The following is a 16264-nucleotide window of genomic DNA, read 5'->3' on the forward strand; positions in this document are numbered from 1 at the left end:
TTTACCATGTATTGTTAACATTTACCTTAAGTTGGTAGGATGAATATTCGTTGTCCTGGCTCATATTGCATATAATGTTCGGGATCTGTACTAACAATTCTTCTAATTTCAAACGAACTGCCACCAACACTATCCACTAGCATTGGTACTCCGTTGTATTCCATATATTGCTGCTGAGTATATTCTTGTTGATCAATAGGATAAATAGATTCAAGTGGCATAATTGTATAAAGAATCAAAAAGCATTCTCCTCTTTATTCGATTTTTCTTTTCTTTCATCTATTAATTCTTGAAGTTTTTGTAATGCTTGCCCAATGCCACCAACATCGTCAATTAAACCATATTTCACAGCGTCTATACCTACTACATTGGAACCTATATCTCGTGTAAGATTTCCTTTTGTAAACATTAATTCTTTAAAACGTTCATCGGTAATCTTTGAATGCTTTGTAACAAATCCAGTAACCCTTTCTTGCATTTTATCCAGATACTCGAATGTTTGAGGCACTCCGATCACAAGTCCAGTTAATCGAATAGGATGGATCGTCATCGTAGCTGTCTCAGCAATAAATGAATAGTCCGTACTAACAGCTATCGGAACCCCGATACTATGACCTCCACCTAAAACAATTGAAACTGATGGTTTCGTTAAAGAAGCTACCATTTCTGAAATAGCAAGTCCAGCTTCAACATCACCTCCAACTGTATTTAAAACAATTAATAATCCTTCGATTTTTGGATTTTGCTCAATAGCAACCAATTGTGGAATTAAATGCTCATATTTTGTTGTTTTATTTTGTGGTGGAAGTGCAACATGACCTTCAATTTGACCAATAATTGTTAAACAATGTATTTTTGAATCATTTGAAGTTGGTACATTTGTTTGACCAAGCTGCTGAATTTTCTCAACAATACTCATTTCTTTTTGATCATTTGGTTTTGAGGGTGATTCTTCGTTTGGGATTGGTGTTTCATTATTTGAATTTGACACAGGCGGTTCCCCCTATCATTTTTCATACATGTTAGTATGTGAAAATTTTAAGGAAAACATACCATGATTTGTAAAGAAGAGAAGCTAAGTTTTTATTTAGCTTCTCTTTGTCATTTATACTTCCATTAATATTGGAAGAATCATAGGCCTGCGCTTAGTTTCTTCATATAAATAAGCGCTTAGTCCATCTCTTATTGAATTCTTTAATAGTGTCCATTCTATTTGATCATTTTGTAACATTCTCTCGGTAATGTCCTTGACCATTTCAGTTGATCTATTAATCAGCTTTTCCGATTCTCTTACATACACAAAACCTCGTGTGATAATTTCTGGACCTGATAGAATTAATCGTTTCTGCTTATTAAATGTGACAACAACTACTAGAATTCCGTCTTGTGAAAGAAGCTTACGATCTCTCAACACGATATTACCTACATCTCCAACACCGATTCCATCAATTAGTACATTGCCAACTTCAACTCTTTCAGTCCGATTAGCTAGTCCAATTTTAAATGAAACTACATCACCTTTTTCAACGATAAATATATTTTCTTTTGGAATGCCAACTTCTTCAGCGATATGTCCATGCGCTTTTTGCATACGGAATTCACCATGAACCGGTATGAAATATTGTGGTTTCATTAATTCTAGCATTAGTTTTAATTCTTCCTCATAACCATGACCTGATACATGCACTTTCTTATACCCGTATATTACATTCGCACCAGCTCTAAATAGCAGATTGACTGATGAAGAGACAAGCATTTCATTACCTGGGATTGGCGTTGCTGCCATTAATACTGTATCCCCTTTTCGAATAGAAACTTGTTTATGTGTTCCTTTTGCAATTCGAGAAAGAGCTGACATCGGTTCACCTTGTGTACCAGTCGTTAAAATTACGACATCACTTTGTTTATAGTTATCTGTATCAACTACTGAAATAAATAAATCTTCAGGAATTGTTAAGTAATCTAATTCCTTCGCTAATTCGATTGATTTGACCATGCTACTACCTACAACTGCCAATTTACGGTCTGCAGCTATACACGCGTCAATTACTTGTTGAATGCGATAAATATTTGAAGAAAAACATGTGATGATTACTCTTCCTTTTGCATTCATAACTTCTTTTTTAATCTCTTCAGAAACTTTTTTCTCAGAACCAGAGAATCCTAGTCTTTCTGCATTTGTACTATCAGAAAGCAAGCATAGAACTCCTTTATTACCAATTAATGCAAGCTTCCCAATATCAGCGCCTTTGTATGGGCTTTTCGATTGATCAAATTTAAAATCTCCAGTATATACAACAGAACCCTGTAGTGTATCAATACAAATACCAAAAGAATCAGGAATACTATGGGTTGTACGGAAAAAGCGAATTGAACTTTGATCGAATTCAAATGAACTTTGCTCATCATAAAGTTCAAATTGATCCATATTTTTAATTCCTTTTTCACTTAACTTTTCTCGTATGTATAAATATGCTAGTTTATTTGTATAAAATTTTACATTCGGAAGCCTTTTCATAATATACGGAATTGCACCAATATGATCTTCATGTCCGTGTGTGATAAAAACACCCACTAGTCTTTGAGCGTTTTTCTCTAAATAACTCACATCAGGTATGACATGATCAATTCCGTACATTTCTTGTTCAGGAAATTTAAGACCCGCATCAAGTACATAAATCGCTTCCCCTACTTCAACAACATACATATTTTTTCCGATTTCACCAACCCCACCTAGGGCAAAAACTTTTACTTGTTCATTTATTTCTTTAGCCACTACCTGTTCCTCCTAGTACATTTTAAATTTACAGACCGTTCAAAATCTTACAAACATTATATCCTAGTAGGAACATTGAAAACAAGATACATTCTTCCTTAAAAAGGAAAATAGATGCGTAATAATGAATGGCCTAGCTGACTAGAGAATAAATAGGTTCATTAAATTTTTTTCATTTTTTGACAATAAAAAAACCATTATTGAACAGAATTACGTGCTCAAGAATGGTTTATCATTTTATTAATTTTGTAATGCTTCTTCTAATTGGTTCATAAGTGAACTTAATATTGTGCGCTCAGCTTCTGTTAATGGAACAAGTGGTAAACGTACTCCACCAACATCTAAGCCTTTCATTTGTAAAGCTGTTTTAATTGGACTTGGGCTAGGCGCCATAAAGAATCCATCAAATAAAGGTAAAAGTTTACGGTGTAAAAATTGTGCTTGCTCCATATTACCCGTAAAGAAGCTTTCAGCTAATAGTTGCATTTCATTCCCTAATACATGTGATGCTACTGAAACAGTTCCTTTTGAACCAATTGCAAATGCCGGTAGTGTTAATCCGTCATCTCCACAATAAAGTTCAAAGTCCTCAGGTGTACGGTCAATGATTTCAGTCATTACACCTAAATTACCTGTAGCATCTTTAATTGCAACAATATTTGGTACTTCTGCAAGTCTTACAACTGTATCAATTGCTAGATTTGCAACAGTTCTACCAGGCACATTGTATAACATCACAGGAAGTTCAGTACTTTCTGCTGCTGCTTTAAAATGTTGGTATAACCCTTCTTGATTTGGCTTATTGTAATATGGTACAACAACCATAATCGCATCTACACCAAGCTCTGTAACTTTTTTTGTTAAAGAAACAGTTGCTCTTGTATCATTGCTACCTGTTCCAGCAATTACTGGAATTCGGCCATCAACAACCGTAACAACGTGGCGAATTAATGCTAATTTTTCTTCTGATGTTAATGTTGGAGATTCTCCCGTTGTACCACAAACTACGATCGAATCTGTGCCATTTTCAATTAAGTAATTCACTAGTTTTGTTGTTTTTGCGAAATCAATATTACCCTTTGAATCAAAAGGTGTTACCATCGCAGTTGAAATCTTACCAAATCTGCTCATTTTCCCACTCCGATCAAATAATTAATCCATTTTTACCGAGCTAAGTTCAAACGCCTCATGTAAGGCAGTAACCGCATCAATCATATCTTCATTTTTAACAAGTACCCAAATAGTTGTATGACTGTCAGCAGATTGAAGGATTTGAATACCTTTTTCGGCAAGTGCTGTAACAATTTTTGATGTAACACCTGGCACTCCTGCAATTGCTGCACCAACGATTGATACTTTTGCACATCCTGTCGTATATGAAGGCTCATAGCCTATTCCCTTTAAGACATCAATTGCCTTCGAAGCAACCTCATCGCTAACAGTGTAAACAACACCATTTGGTGAAATATTGATAAAATCTACGCTAATACCTTTATTTGCCATTGCCTTAAATACTTGAGAATGCAAATCAAAAGTATGTTCTTTTGATGTTACACGAATTTGAGTAACATTAGGCACATGAGCAATCCCTGTAATTAATCGATCTTGAATATCTCCACCGATTAATTTTTGAGAAGGATTTGACGTTACAAGCGTACCTAGACTATTTGAATATGTTGAACGAATTCGAATTGGTACTTTACCTTGCATTGCTATTTCAACTGCTCGTGGATGAATGACCTTTGCCCCTTGATATGCCATATTGCATATTTCTGCATATGTTACGACAGATAATGGACGTGCTTCTTTTACAATTCTTGGGTCAGCAGTCATTACACCTTCAACGTCAGTGAAAATTTCAATTGTTTCTGCCCCAACAGCAACACCAAGAGCTGAAGCAGAAGTATCACTTCCACCTCTACCCAATGTTGTGATATCACCTTTTGTAGTAGCACCTTGGAAACCAGCAACAACTACTACATCGTAGTTTTCAAGTTCTTTAATCAAGCGGCCGCATTTCATATCTAATATTTTAGCATTTCCAAACTCATCATTTGTACGGAATCCCGCTGAAGCACCTGTCATTGCAGTAGCATGAATTCCATTTTCATTTAATAAATTAGAAAATACAATAGAAGATATTGTTTCACCACAAGACATTAATAAGTCAAGTTCTCTTTGAGAAACTTTACTTTTTTTTGCCCCTACTAAGTTTAATAATGTATCAGTAGCGTATGGTTCACCTTTTCTACCCATGGCTGACACAACTACTACTAACTTATATCCTTTTTCTAAAGCTTCTTTTATATGTTTAAGTGCGTGTGATCTACCATTCTCATCACGTACTGAAGTCCCACCAAATTTTTGGACTAAAATTTTCATCCTTGCACCTCTCTAGCTGTTTCTCACTAAATGATGCTTAATTCAATCAATTTTTCAGCAATTTGAACTGAATTCCAAGCAGCACCTTTTAATAAATTATCTGATACGATCCATAAATGGAACCCTAATGGATTGTCTAAATCTTTACGAATACGTCCAACAAATACATCATTACTTCCAATACTATAAAACGGCATTGGGTAAAGTTGTTGTTCTGGATCATCTTGAAGTACGATTCCAGGTGCATCGCTTAAGATCGTTCTAAGTTCTTCAACTGTAACCTCTTTATCTACTTCGATATATACTGACTCTGAATGTCCAGAAATAACTGGTAATCTTACACAAGTTGCGCTTATTTTTAATTCAGGTAAGTGCATGATTTTTTTTGTTTCATTAATCATTTTCATCTCTTCATAAGTATAACCATTCTCTGTAAAAACATCGATTTGAGGAATTGCATTAAATGCGATTTGATAATGCTTTTCTCCGCTTTTCACTGGTAATACAGAAGGAGTTGCTTCTTCTCCATTTAAAAACGCTTGAGCTTGCTCTTTTAATGCTTCAATTGCTGTTACACCTGCACCTGAAACTGCTTGGTATGTTGAAACAACAACTTTATTTAAACCGATTGTTTGACGAATTGGTTCAAGTGCAACTACCATTTGAATTGTAGAACAGTTCGGATTTGCAATAATCCCTTTATGGTTAAACAAATCTTTATCATTCACTTCAGGTACTACTAAAGGAACATCTTCAGCCATTCTAAATGCACTCGTGTTATCTACAACGACTGCTCCTCTTTTAACAGCTTCATGAGCAAGTTCTTTTGATACAGAACCACCTGCACTAAATAATGCAATATCAACACCTTCAAACGCGTCTGGAGTTGCTTCTTGTACAATCACTTCTTGACCTTTGTAATATAATGTCGTCCCAGCTGAACGTTTTGAAGATAAATATTTAATTTCTTTTATCGGAAAGTCTCTTTTTTCTAAAGTAGCAATCATTTGTTGACCTACTGCACCAGTAGCTCCGACTACAGCTACAACATAATTTTGTTTATTTCCCACAATTTGCACCTTCCCTATTTCTAACTTTTATTAAATAGTTTACGCGATTTTTAGTGATATTTCAAAGCTTTTAGTTCGGACATTTCTATTCATAGGAACGAGTATGTATCACTAGACACATACTCAATTTTCTTCATTCTAACATAGAAAAAATAAATCGGAGTTATTTTTTCCAAAATTATTATTGCAAATCGCGATATTTTTCTACTAAAACGGGTTGCAGCTGCTTTCCTTCAATCGAAGCCTTAACTGTTTCAAGTAAAGATTCCATTCTAGCTACTAAAGAATTCGGTTTTTTTTCCGGATCATCTTGCCCAAATGGTATAAAATATATATTTTTCGTACTCATTAAACGCATTAAATTCGTTCCATTTAAACCTAATGCATCATTTGTAGAAATACCTAATACAACAGGTTTACCATTTCTTAATGTTGCTTTAGCTGCCATAAGTACTGGAGAATCTGTTTGAGCGTTTGCGAATTTACTCATTGAGTTTCCAGTTAAAGGTGCAATTACCATACAGTCTAATTGAACTTTAGGTCCAAATGGTTCTGCTCCAACAATTGAATCCACTGTTTTACGACCAGTGATTTCTTCAATTTTTTCAATCCAGTCTTCTCCTACTCCAAATCTTGTTGTTGTACTTTTTACAGTAAATGTAACGACTGGATATACGTCAGCTCCATCATCAACAAGTTTTTGAATTTGTGGAACGACCTCTTCATACGTACAATGTGAACCAGTAATTCCGAAACCAACCTTTTTACCTTTAAGCGTCATTACGGTTGCTCCTTTCTTTTTTCAAGATCATCTCTTAAAAGCTGTGTTAATACATTTCCAATAATTTGACCAGCTGTTTTAGGAGCAACGATTCCTGGTAAGCCTGGTGCTAATAATGCTTTTATGCCTCTTTTTTCTGCATAACGAAAATCTGTGCCTCCAGGCTTTGATGCTAGGTCAATAATGAGTGCATGTGATTGTAATTTTGAAATCACACTTGCTGTTACGATTAAGGTTGGCACTGTATTAATAACAACATCAACATCTTTAAGGGATTCTTCGATATTTTTAAATTCAAATGCCTCTAATCCCATCTCTACAATTCTTGCAATATGTTCAGATCTACGAGCGCCAACTTTTACTTTCGCACCTAAACTATGAAACGTGCGAGCAACACTCATTCCAGTACGACCTAAACCTAAGACAGCAACTTTTGAATTATGAATCGTATATTCCGTATGTTGAATAACCATCATAATCGTTCCTTCAACAGTCGGTATACTGTTATAAATAGCAACATCATCTCTTTCAAACAATTTCACAAGTTTTCGATTTGAGGCTGCTATGATACTGTCTAAATAACTATTGCTAATTCCAGAGTAAATCGTACAATGTTCTGGTGTACTATCAAGAATCTCTTTTGTCAAAACAACTTTCTCACTAGAAAAAATTGTATCGACGACTCCTTCAATATTTGTTCCAGGTACAGGTAATAAGATTGCATCTAAATCTTCAAAATTTGCATCAGCGATTAACTCTTTTGATGCACTTGTAAAACCACTATCTAATTGTTCAAAACCAATTAATGTTACTTTTGCATCTAACTCTGTTAACTTCCGAATAACCTCCAGCTGTCTGGCATCACCGCCTAAAACAGCTATATGCAAGCCAGTTAACATGCAGCATTCACCTTCTTTACTTCACTATGGTAAATGGAAATGAATATATTTAAGGCAGGACTACTGCCTAACATCTTTCTCCTAAATATCTTATGAATTTCCTTTCTCATTGGTGAAAAGAAATATAAAAAGAGGACCCTCATAATTTGAAGGTCCTCTCAAACAATTGAGAAACGTTCAGTTGCTCATTACTATTTAGGATAACATTAGCTCCTTGCCAGGCTTCGCGCCTCGAAAGACAAGCGTTTTTAATCAATATGAATCTCTATTTTTTTATACTTTGCCTATGACACAGAGAGGACCTCATTCTTTATATGTCCTCTCAGACATCTCGCTAACGCTCCCTTTTGCTACGCCTGTCAGCGGTGCTCATTACCATTTAGGGTAACTAATGCTCCTCACTAGGCTCGTTATTTACATAAAAAAAGGACCTTCATTTTTAGAAGGTCCTCTTTTGTCAATATCTTATTTGATAATAGATGGCATGATTCCGTCAGGGCTAACTAATGAAACTGCATAGTTATCTGTAAAGACAAATCGCGCGATATCATTAACATTCGAAATTGTTACTCCGTCTATTAATTGAATAATTTCATCTAAAGAGCGATGTTCACCAAGCATTAATTCATTTTTACCATTTCGGCTCATTCTGCTATTTGTACTTTCTAAGCCCAACATTAAATTCCCTTTTAATTGTTCTTTACAATTCAAAAGCTCTTTTTCTGAAATTCCATCAACTGTTAAGATCTTTAATGTTTCTTGAATTGTTTCAAATAGCTGGTTTAGTTGACTTTTGCCAGTACCAGCATAAATAGCTACCATACCACTATCTTGATATGCTGAATGGTAAGAGAATACAGAATACGCAAGTCCTCTTTGTTCACGAACATCCTGGAATAAGCGACTACTCATACTGCCACCAAGAATATTGTTTAATGTGATTAATGGATATAATTCGTCATGACCAATTTCTAAGCCTCTGTAACCTACACATAAATGTGCTTGCTCTGTTTCCTTCTTACGGGCAATCTTGCCATAGTGTAAGGTTGGTACACCAAAACTAATTTCTTTCTTTTTGCCTTCGTAATGTCCAAATAAATTTTCTACTCGGCTAACGAACGAATTATCAATATTACCAGCTATTGAAACTACAACTTGATCTGGCGTATAAAAATCCTTCATGTATTGGCGTAATGTATCTCCATTAAATGATTTTAACGTTTCTTCAGTTCCAAGAATTGGAGATCCTAGTGGATGTTTCTCGTACATAATTTTACTTAATAGATCATGTACTAGATCATCTGGCGTATCATCATACATTTTTATTTCTTCTAAGACTACATTTTTTTCTTTTTCTAATTCACCTTCATCAAAGGTTGAATTGAAAAACATATCTCCTAAAACATCTAACGCATATTCAGCGTGAGTATCTAAAACCTTAGCATAATAACAAGTATATTCCTTAGATGTAAATGCATTTACTTGCCCACCAATTGAATCAAAGCTTTCTGCAATTTCTTTTGCGCTTTTTGTCGTCGTACCTTTAAAAAACATATGCTCAAGAAAATGTGATACACCATTTAATTCTGGGACTTCATTTGTAGAACCAGTTTTAATCCATATACCAATTGCAACTGAACGAACAGTTGGAATATTTTCTAAAACAACTCTAACACCATTTTTACAAGTATGTCGTACTATCATGTATTGCCTCCTATGTATGCACCGTCATTTACAATTGTAATAAATTGAAAAAATTTACTATATTTTACAATCATCTTAACAAAGCTGACATAAAAAGTCATTTTTTTTCAACATTTTTAATGGTGTCGTATCTTTTTTCATCTAATAATGTTGAAATATTGACAACTTTCCTACCTGATGCCTCTATTTTTGTTAATAGTTCATCAAGTGATTCGGCAGTTGGAGCAGTTGGATGCATTAGGACAATTGTACCGTTATCTACTTTTTTCATCACTCGATTAATTAATACTTCCTTTGGAGGTTTTTGCCAATCAATTGTATCAGCTGTCCACATGATTGTACCTAGCCCTAGTTTTGAAGCTATGTTTACAACTTCGTCTCGATAACTACCACTAGGTGGAGCAAACCATTCAACTTTTTGATCTGTAATTGCTAAAATGACTGAATTTGTTTTTTGTATTTCATTAGATATCGCAGTCGTACCTAACCTTGCCATATCAGGGTGGGTATAAGAATGATTCCCTACTTCTTGTTTTGCAGCAGTAATTAATTGTGCTACGGTTGGATTTTCCTTTACCCATCGTCCTTCTAAGAAAAATGTTGCTTCTGCATTATGCTTTTTTAAAACCTCAAGCATCCGTGGAATATATTCATTCCCCCATGCTACGTTTATTGCAAATGCAACCAAAGGTTTTTCAGGGTTTCCTCTATAAACAGGTGATGGAGGTAAATCTCTCAAATGAACTTTCGGGGAAGTCTCTTTAAATACTAATTGCTTCTCGTTAAACTCCCCTTTTTTCTTCATCTTCTGATAAGAGCTTTCAACATCCACTGATAAGCCATTATAACCTGGAATAGCCTTCCATACTCGATCGATGTATGCGTCTTTAGGTGCGATTTCATATGTAGGTGCTTTTGTTCTGATTTCTTCATATAAAGCATCAGAATGACCTGCTACATATGAAGAATTCTTTGTTAATATTGAAATATAACGATTAGTATATTGATTATTGACAGCAAAAAATGCAATAATCATAGCGATTGACAATGCAAATACTTTCAACTTACCTCTACTCATTTCCGGACACCCTCCTACTAGAAGGAATATGATTTTTTTAAAGAAAATAGAACAAGCTTTCTACTAAATTATGTAACACGATCAATCAACTTAAGCATGATACACGCTAATTGGATGAAGATGTTTCACTTTATACTTTAGTGTAACCAAAAAAAAGTCAGGCACTCATAGGAATTTTCCTATTTATACCTGACTTTTTTTTATATTTTTTATTTCGACTAGCGCTATACTTCTCGTAGTCATCAGTCATCACCATCTAAAGGTAAAATTAACCTTCCTGATGCATTACTTATTATGATCTAGCAGAAACAAACGCTACTACTTTTTGTTCTTATTGTTGTTCAGCTTTTTCTTTTTGTTCTTTTAATACTGCTTTGCGAGATAAGTTTACTCGTCCTTGCTTATCGATTTCAGTAACCTTAACAAGGAATTCATCGCCAAGTGCAATAACATCTTCAACTTTACCAACACGCTCTTCAGCAAGCTCAGAAATGTGAACTAGACCATCTTTACCAGCAAAGATTTCAACGAACGCTCCGAATTTCTCAATTCGTTTTACTTTACCCATATAAAGTTGTCCAACTTCAACCTCACGAACAAGGTCTTCAATAATTTGTTTAGCACGTTCGTTCATTGGTTGATCAACAGATGAGATAAAGACTGTTCCATCTTGTTCGATGTCAATTTTCACACCAGTTTCTTCAATAATTTTATTGATTTGCTTACCACCAGGTCCAATTACATCTTTAATTTTATCAGGTTTAATTGACATCATTAAAATTTTAGGTGCGAATTCTGATAAATCTTTTCTTGGTTCACTGATTGTTGCAATCATTGAAGCTAGAATTTGCATACGACCAATTTTTGCTTGATCTAATGCTTCTTTTAGAATTTGTCTAGATAAACCTTCAATTTTAATATCCATTTGAAGAGCAGTAACACCTTTAGAAGTACCGGCAACTTTAAAGTCCATATCTCCTAAATGATCTTCCATACCTTGAATGTCAGTTAATACTGAATAATATTCACCAGATTTAATTAGTCCCATCGCAATACCAGCTACAGGTGCTTTAATTGGTACACCAGCGTCCATCATTGCTAAAGTACTTGCACAAATACTTGCTTGTGAAGTAGAACCATTTGATTCAAGAACTTCTGAAACAAGTCGAATTGTATAAGGGAAATCTTTTTGATCAGGTAAACTTGGCTCAAGAGCTTTTTCACCTAATGCACCATGCCCAATTTCACGACGACCAGGACCACGGATTGGACCAGTTTCACCAACACTAAATAATGGGAAGTTATAATGATGCATAAAACGTTTAGATTCTTCAATTCCTAGGCCATCTAGAATTTGAACATCACCAAGCGCTCCTAAAGTACAGATACTTAGGGCTTGAGTTTGTCCACGTGTGAATAAACCAGAACCATGTGTACGAGGTAGAAGTCCTACTTGTGAAGATAATGGACGAATTTCGTCTAACTTTCTTCCATCTGGACGTACTTTTTCAACTGTAATTAAGCGACGAACTTCTTCTTTAACAAGTTTAGAAAGAATTTCTTTAACTTGTCCAATCGTTACTTCATCTGCTTCTTTTTCTTCAAACTCTGCAATTACTCGGTTTTTCACTTCTGTAATTGCTTCTTCACGTGCATGTTTTTCATGAACTTGAATTGCAGAATTTAATTCTGCTTCACAAAGGTCACGAACTTGTTTTTCTATTTCAGAATCTAATTGATGAAGTTTTACTTCAGATTTTTCTTTACCAACTTGAGCTACAATATCTTCTTGGAAAGCAATTAATTTCTTAATTTCTTCATGTCCAAACATAATAGCTTCTAACATTATATCTTCTGGCACTTCATTAGCACTAGCTTCAACCATGTTAATTGCATCTTTTGTTCCAGCTACAGTCAAGTTAATATCACTTTCTTCAGCTTGTTCAACAGATGGGTTAATCACTAATTCTCCATTAATTCGACCAACGACAGCACCTGCAATTGGGCCATTAAATGGAATATCTGAAACTGATAAAGCTAATGAACTACCGAACATTGCAGCCATTTCTGATGAACAGTTTTGATCAACACTCATTACCATGCTGATTACTTGAACCTCGTTACGGAAACCATCTGCAAATAGTGGTCGAATTGGACGGTCAATTAATCGACTTGCTAAGATTGCTTTTTCACTTGGTCTACCTTCACGTTTGATAAATCCACCAGGAATTTTACCTACTGCATATAAACGCTCTTCATAGTTTACAGTTAATGGGAAAAAGCTAAGATTTTTTGGTTCTTTTGACGCAGTTACAGTTGATAGAACGACTGTATCACCGTATCTAACTAATACTGCTCCATTCGCTTGTTTTGCTAGTTGGCCAACTTCTACTGTAAGTGGTTTACCAGCAAGCTCTGTGGAAAAAACGTGCTTTTGTTGTTCCATATGGTATAAATACCCCTCTCTTAATGACAATTCATTGTACTTACCTTGAATTATGTAAAAATCTTCATATTACCTATTATCTCCTATGTTTAGTAAAGAAATCAACTAACGATAAAGAGATAAAAATATTTCTTCTTAAAATTAACGATATGTATAAGAAAAAGCGGGAAGAAATCCCGCTTTTCCTAGAAGTATCTGATTAGTACTCGAAATTAACGACGTAAACCTAATTTAGTAATTAATTCACGGTAACGAGTAATATCTTTGTTACGTAAGTAGTTAAGTAAGTTACGACGCTTACCAACCATTTTTAATAAACCACGACGAGAGTGGTGATCTTTTTTGTGAGTACGTAAGTGCCCATTTAAAGAGTTGATGTTTTCTGTTAAAACTGCAATTTGAACTTCTGGAGAACCAGTATCGTTTGCATGAGTTTTGTAAGTGCTGATAATTTCGTTTTTACGTTCTTGAGTTAATGCCATGTTTTTTCACCTCATAAAATTATTGTTGAACACCTATTACCTAGCAGTCGTCGGTGAATATCGATTAGCCAAGCAACGGTTTTTCAAATACGTTGTTAAGTTTACTATGTTTTCATCCTAAAAGCAAGTATTCTAGTTAATCTCTTTAAAATAACTAATAACTGTTTCACGATCTCTATGAAGTTGTTCAATTAGTTCGTTTATTCCATTAAACTTCTTCTCATCACGAATTCTTGTAAACCAAAAAATCTCAACTTCTTTTCCATAAATATCTTCATTAAAATTAAAAATGTTTACTTCAATCGTTTGTTTTTGGAATTCATGATAGAAAGTCGGTTTGTAACCTATATTACACATACCCTCATATAATTCGCCGTTTACAATACATTTTACTGCGTAAACGCCAACTGATGGCAATGCATAGGGTACAGACACGGATATATTCGCTGTTGGGAATCCAATTGTTCTTCCCCTCTTATCACCATCAACGACAGTTCCAATAATTTGATACTGTCTTCCAAGTAATCGAGCAGCTTCATCCATCTCCCCATCTTTAATCGCTTGACGAATTCTTGATGAACTTACTTTCTCGTCATCTATATTAAATTTTGAAACTGTTGTTTGTAAGAACTCATTACGAGAATGAAATGGTAGTGATTCCATTGTACCCTTACCATATTTTCCGAATGAAAAATCGAATCCAGCGACAACATGTTTCGCATGTAATGCAATAATATATTGATCAACAAATTCCTGGGGTAAGAGATTTGCAAATTCCTCTGTAAATTGAACAATAAATAATTGGTCCACACCAAGTTTTTCCATCCACTTCACTTTTAGTTCCAAAGGCGTCAAATAAGAAATCGACTCATCTCGATTTCCAAGAATCGCTGAAGGATGTGGATCAAATGTCATAACTGATAATAATAATCCTTTTTCATCCGCAATTTCTTTGGCAGTTTTAATGACTTGTTGATGCCCTTTATGTACACCATCAAAAAAGCCAAGTGCTAAGACCGTTTCTTTGCAATCTACTTTTTTTATCGAATGAGGATGGGTGATTTTTATTAATTTCGTCATTTTTATCACCTTCTATATTCAAGTCTCTTTCCCCATTATAGAACAATGGCTAAAAATTATATAGTTTTTTCTATTGATTATGAAATACTCTTGTTGGTTTAATCATTTTTGGATTTTTTGGATTCGGACTATACATCGCAATCACACGTTTATTTTCATTGTATACTGCGATAAATTCTTCTTCCTTTACATTCATTTCATTTTTAAATTGACTACCATTAAATACTTTTGCTTCATCTTCTTGATTCACTTTTAATCGTGGGTAATCACTTAAAGCTTGTTCCATTGAAAGCATGACTTGGTCTAATGTACCTTCTGCTGCTTTTTCTTCAAGCTCTTCAAACGTAACACAATCATTAATAGTGAATGCACCAGCTTTTGTTCTAGTAAGATAAGACATATGTGCTGGATACCCTAACATTTCTCCCATTTGTACTGCTAATGTTCGAATATAAGTACCTTTACTACAAAACACTTCAAATTTAAAAGAAATTGTTTCGCCTTCAAATATCTCTCTGTCATCAAGTAAAGATAATTCATAAATTGTAATTGTTCTAGTTGGACGTTCAACTTCAATACCCGCTCGGGCGTATTCATATAGCTTTTTACCATTTACTTTAACTGCCGAGTACATTGGTGGTGTTTGCTGAATTTCACCTGTTAGCTTGTTAAAAACATCTAATATTTCTTTGCGAGTAATGACACGATCCACTTTCTTTTCTTCAATCACTTCACCATGTGCATCTTCTGTTGCAGTAGAAAATCCTAAAGTAATTTCACCAATATATTTTTTGCGATCATCCGTTAAATACGGAATTAATTTTGTGGCTTCACCGACACAGATTGGTAAAACGCCAGTAACTTCTGGATCAAGTGTACCAGTATGTCCAACTTTTTTTGTCTTTAATATTTTTCTTATTTTAAAAACACAATCATGAGACGTAAGTCCTGTAGGTTTGTTAAGTGCAATGACACCATTCATGTTTATCACCTTATTAATCATTTTATGTATTGCAGAAAAATGGATAGACGAAGTATCGCCTATCCATTTCATCTAGTGCTATTATTGATTTTCCTTGTTAATTTGAGTTAACAATGTTTCAATACGGTTACCATAATCGACTGATTCATCAAATTCAAAAATTAATTCAGGCGTCTTACGTAAACGAATACGCGAACCAATTTCAGAACGAATAAATCCTTTTGCTTTTGCTAATCCAATTAATGTATTTTGACGTTGTTCATCGTCACCTAATACTGAAATATAGACTTTAGCTTGTTGAAGATCTCCTGTTACTTGAACATCAGTAACTGTTACGAAACCGATTCTTGGATCTTTAATCTTTCTACCGATTATTTCACCAAGTTCTTTCTTCATTTGTTCTCCAACACGATGTGCTCTAACTTTCATACTTTCACCTCTATCTTACAAAGCAAAACATTTCTGGTTTACATACATTAGTTTAACTAAATGTATTCGATTTTATTTATTGTACTCAACCAATCCATCTTTTTACAGAACGGTTCGGTCTTTGTCTTAAAGTTGTGGGAGCTGAACAGTCGCCT

15 protein-coding genes are annotated in these 16264 nt (G+C 34.5%); all 15 read right to left on the bottom strand.

What is annotated here, in order from left to right; all coding sequences use genetic code 11:
- Positions 1 to 26: 26 nt before the first annotated feature.
- Positions 27 to 239: a YlzJ-like family protein gene (locus V7056_RS03750; protein ID WP_464958691.1), complete on the bottom strand. Its 213-nt coding sequence runs from the start codon at positions 237 to 239 to the stop codon at positions 27 to 29.
- On the bottom strand, positions 236 to 919 hold the full coding sequence (locus V7056_RS03755; RefSeq protein WP_499699518.1) for a ClpP family protease: 684 nt from the start codon (positions 917 to 919) through the stop codon (positions 236 to 238). Before V7056_RS03755 ends, V7056_RS03750 begins: the two co-directional genes overlap by 4 nt.
- A gap of 186 nt (positions 920 to 1105) precedes the next feature.
- On the bottom strand, positions 1106 to 2776 hold the full coding sequence (locus tag V7056_RS03760) for a ribonuclease J (protein ID WP_499699425.1): 1671 nt from the start codon (positions 2774 to 2776) through the stop codon (positions 1106 to 1108).
- A gap of 240 nt (positions 2777 to 3016) precedes the next feature.
- Entirely contained in the window at positions 3017 to 3907 is an 891-nt protein-coding gene (gene dapA, locus V7056_RS03765) for a 4-hydroxy-tetrahydrodipicolinate synthase (protein ID WP_499699426.1), read from the bottom strand.
- A 21-nt stretch (positions 3908 to 3928) separates the two neighbouring features.
- On the bottom strand, positions 3929 to 5158 hold the full coding sequence (dapG, locus tag V7056_RS03770) for an aspartate kinase (RefSeq protein WP_499699427.1): 1230 nt from the start codon (positions 5156 to 5158) through the stop codon (positions 3929 to 3931).
- A gap of 26 nt (positions 5159 to 5184) precedes the next feature.
- Positions 5185 to 6228, bottom strand: coding sequence for an aspartate-semialdehyde dehydrogenase (gene asd, locus V7056_RS03775; protein WP_499699429.1), 1044 nt, complete (start codon positions 6226 to 6228; stop codon positions 5185 to 5187).
- A gap of 181 nt (positions 6229 to 6409) precedes the next feature.
- The gene (gene dpaB, locus V7056_RS03780; protein WP_499699430.1) at positions 6410 to 7009 is read right to left on the bottom strand and encodes a dipicolinate synthase subunit B; all 600 of its coding nucleotides are present in this window, start codon (positions 7007 to 7009) and stop codon (positions 6410 to 6412) included.
- Complete coding sequence (gene dpaA / locus V7056_RS03785; protein WP_499699432.1) at positions 7009 to 7908, bottom strand: dipicolinic acid synthetase subunit A; 900 nt, start codon at positions 7906 to 7908, stop codon at positions 7009 to 7011. The genes dpaB and dpaA overlap by 1 nt, the downstream gene beginning before the upstream one ends.
- Before the next feature lie 465 nt (positions 7909 to 8373).
- Positions 8374 to 9612 carry a M16 family metallopeptidase gene (locus V7056_RS03790; RefSeq protein ID WP_499699434.1) on the bottom strand — a complete coding sequence of 413 codons (1239 nt, stop codon included), beginning with the start codon at positions 9610 to 9612 and terminating at the stop codon, positions 8374 to 8376.
- 97 nt (positions 9613 to 9709) lie between these two features.
- On the bottom strand, positions 9710 to 10690 hold the full coding sequence (locus V7056_RS03795) for a polysaccharide deacetylase family protein (RefSeq protein ID WP_499699436.1): 981 nt from the start codon (positions 10688 to 10690) through the stop codon (positions 9710 to 9712).
- A gap of 331 nt (positions 10691 to 11021) precedes the next feature.
- Complete coding sequence (gene pnp / locus V7056_RS03800; protein ID WP_499699438.1) at positions 11022 to 13136, bottom strand: polyribonucleotide nucleotidyltransferase; 2115 nt, start codon at positions 13134 to 13136, stop codon at positions 11022 to 11024.
- A gap of 212 nt (positions 13137 to 13348) precedes the next feature.
- Positions 13349 to 13618 (bottom strand): 30S ribosomal protein S15, encoded by a 270-nt coding sequence (gene rpsO / locus V7056_RS03805; protein WP_087998503.1) that lies wholly within the window; start codon positions 13616 to 13618, stop codon positions 13349 to 13351.
- Positions 13619 to 13750: 132 nt separating this feature from the next.
- Positions 13751 to 14698, bottom strand: coding sequence for a bifunctional riboflavin kinase/FAD synthetase (gene ribF / locus V7056_RS03810; protein ID WP_499699440.1), 948 nt, complete (start codon positions 14696 to 14698; stop codon positions 13751 to 13753).
- Between the two features lie 70 nt (positions 14699 to 14768).
- Positions 14769 to 15680: a tRNA pseudouridine(55) synthase TruB gene (gene truB / locus V7056_RS03815; protein ID WP_499699442.1), complete on the bottom strand. Its 912-nt coding sequence runs from the start codon at positions 15678 to 15680 to the stop codon at positions 14769 to 14771.
- Positions 15681 to 15761: 81 nt separating this feature from the next.
- Positions 15762 to 16109 (bottom strand): 30S ribosome-binding factor RbfA, encoded by a 348-nt coding sequence (gene rbfA, locus V7056_RS03820; protein ID WP_499699444.1) that lies wholly within the window; start codon positions 16107 to 16109, stop codon positions 15762 to 15764.
- Positions 16110 to 16264: the final 155 nt, after the last annotated feature.

Source organism: Bacillus sp. JJ664 (assembly GCF_036962205.1).
Classification (GTDB): domain Bacteria; phylum Bacillota; class Bacilli; order Bacillales; family Bacillaceae_G; genus Gottfriedia.

What these genes read in the sequence shown, in the direction of transcription:
- V7056_RS03755 (WP_499699518.1), bottom strand. Translation starts at nt 919, where the DNA reads ATGAGTATTGTTGAGAAAATTCAGCAGCTTGGTCAAACAAATGTACCA.
- dapA (WP_499699426.1), bottom strand. Translation starts at nt 3,907, where the DNA reads ATGAGCAGATTTGGTAAGATTTCAACTGCGATGGTAACACCTTTTGAT.
- dapG (WP_499699427.1), bottom strand. Translation starts at nt 5,158, where the DNA reads ATGAAAATTTTAGTCCAAAAATTTGGTGGGACTTCAGTACGTGATGAG.
- dpaB (WP_499699430.1), bottom strand. Translation starts at nt 7,009, where the DNA reads ATGACGCTTAAAGGTAAAAAGGTTGGTTTCGGAATTACTGGTTCACAT.
- dpaA (WP_499699432.1), bottom strand. Translation starts at nt 7,908, where the DNA reads ATGTTAACTGGCTTGCATATAGCTGTTTTAGGCGGTGATGCCAGACAG.
- V7056_RS03790 (WP_499699434.1), bottom strand. Translation starts at nt 9,612, where the DNA reads ATGATAGTACGACATACTTGTAAAAATGGTGTTAGAGTTGTTTTAGAA.
- V7056_RS03795 (WP_499699436.1), bottom strand. Translation starts at nt 10,690, where the DNA reads ATGAGTAGAGGTAAGTTGAAAGTATTTGCATTGTCAATCGCTATGATT.
- pnp (WP_499699438.1), bottom strand. Translation starts at nt 13,136, where the DNA reads ATGGAACAACAAAAGCACGTTTTTTCCACAGAGCTTGCTGGTAAACCA.
- rpsO (WP_087998503.1), bottom strand. Translation starts at nt 13,618, where the DNA reads ATGGCATTAACTCAAGAACGTAAAAACGAAATTATCAGCACTTACAAA.
- ribF (WP_499699440.1), bottom strand. Translation starts at nt 14,698, where the DNA reads ATGACGAAATTAATAAAAATCACCCATCCTCATTCGATAAAAAAAGTA.
- truB (WP_499699442.1), bottom strand. Translation starts at nt 15,680, where the DNA reads ATGAATGGTGTCATTGCACTTAACAAACCTACAGGACTTACGTCTCAT.
- rbfA (WP_499699444.1), bottom strand. Translation starts at nt 16,109, where the DNA reads ATGAAAGTTAGAGCACATCGTGTTGGAGAACAAATGAAGAAAGAACTT.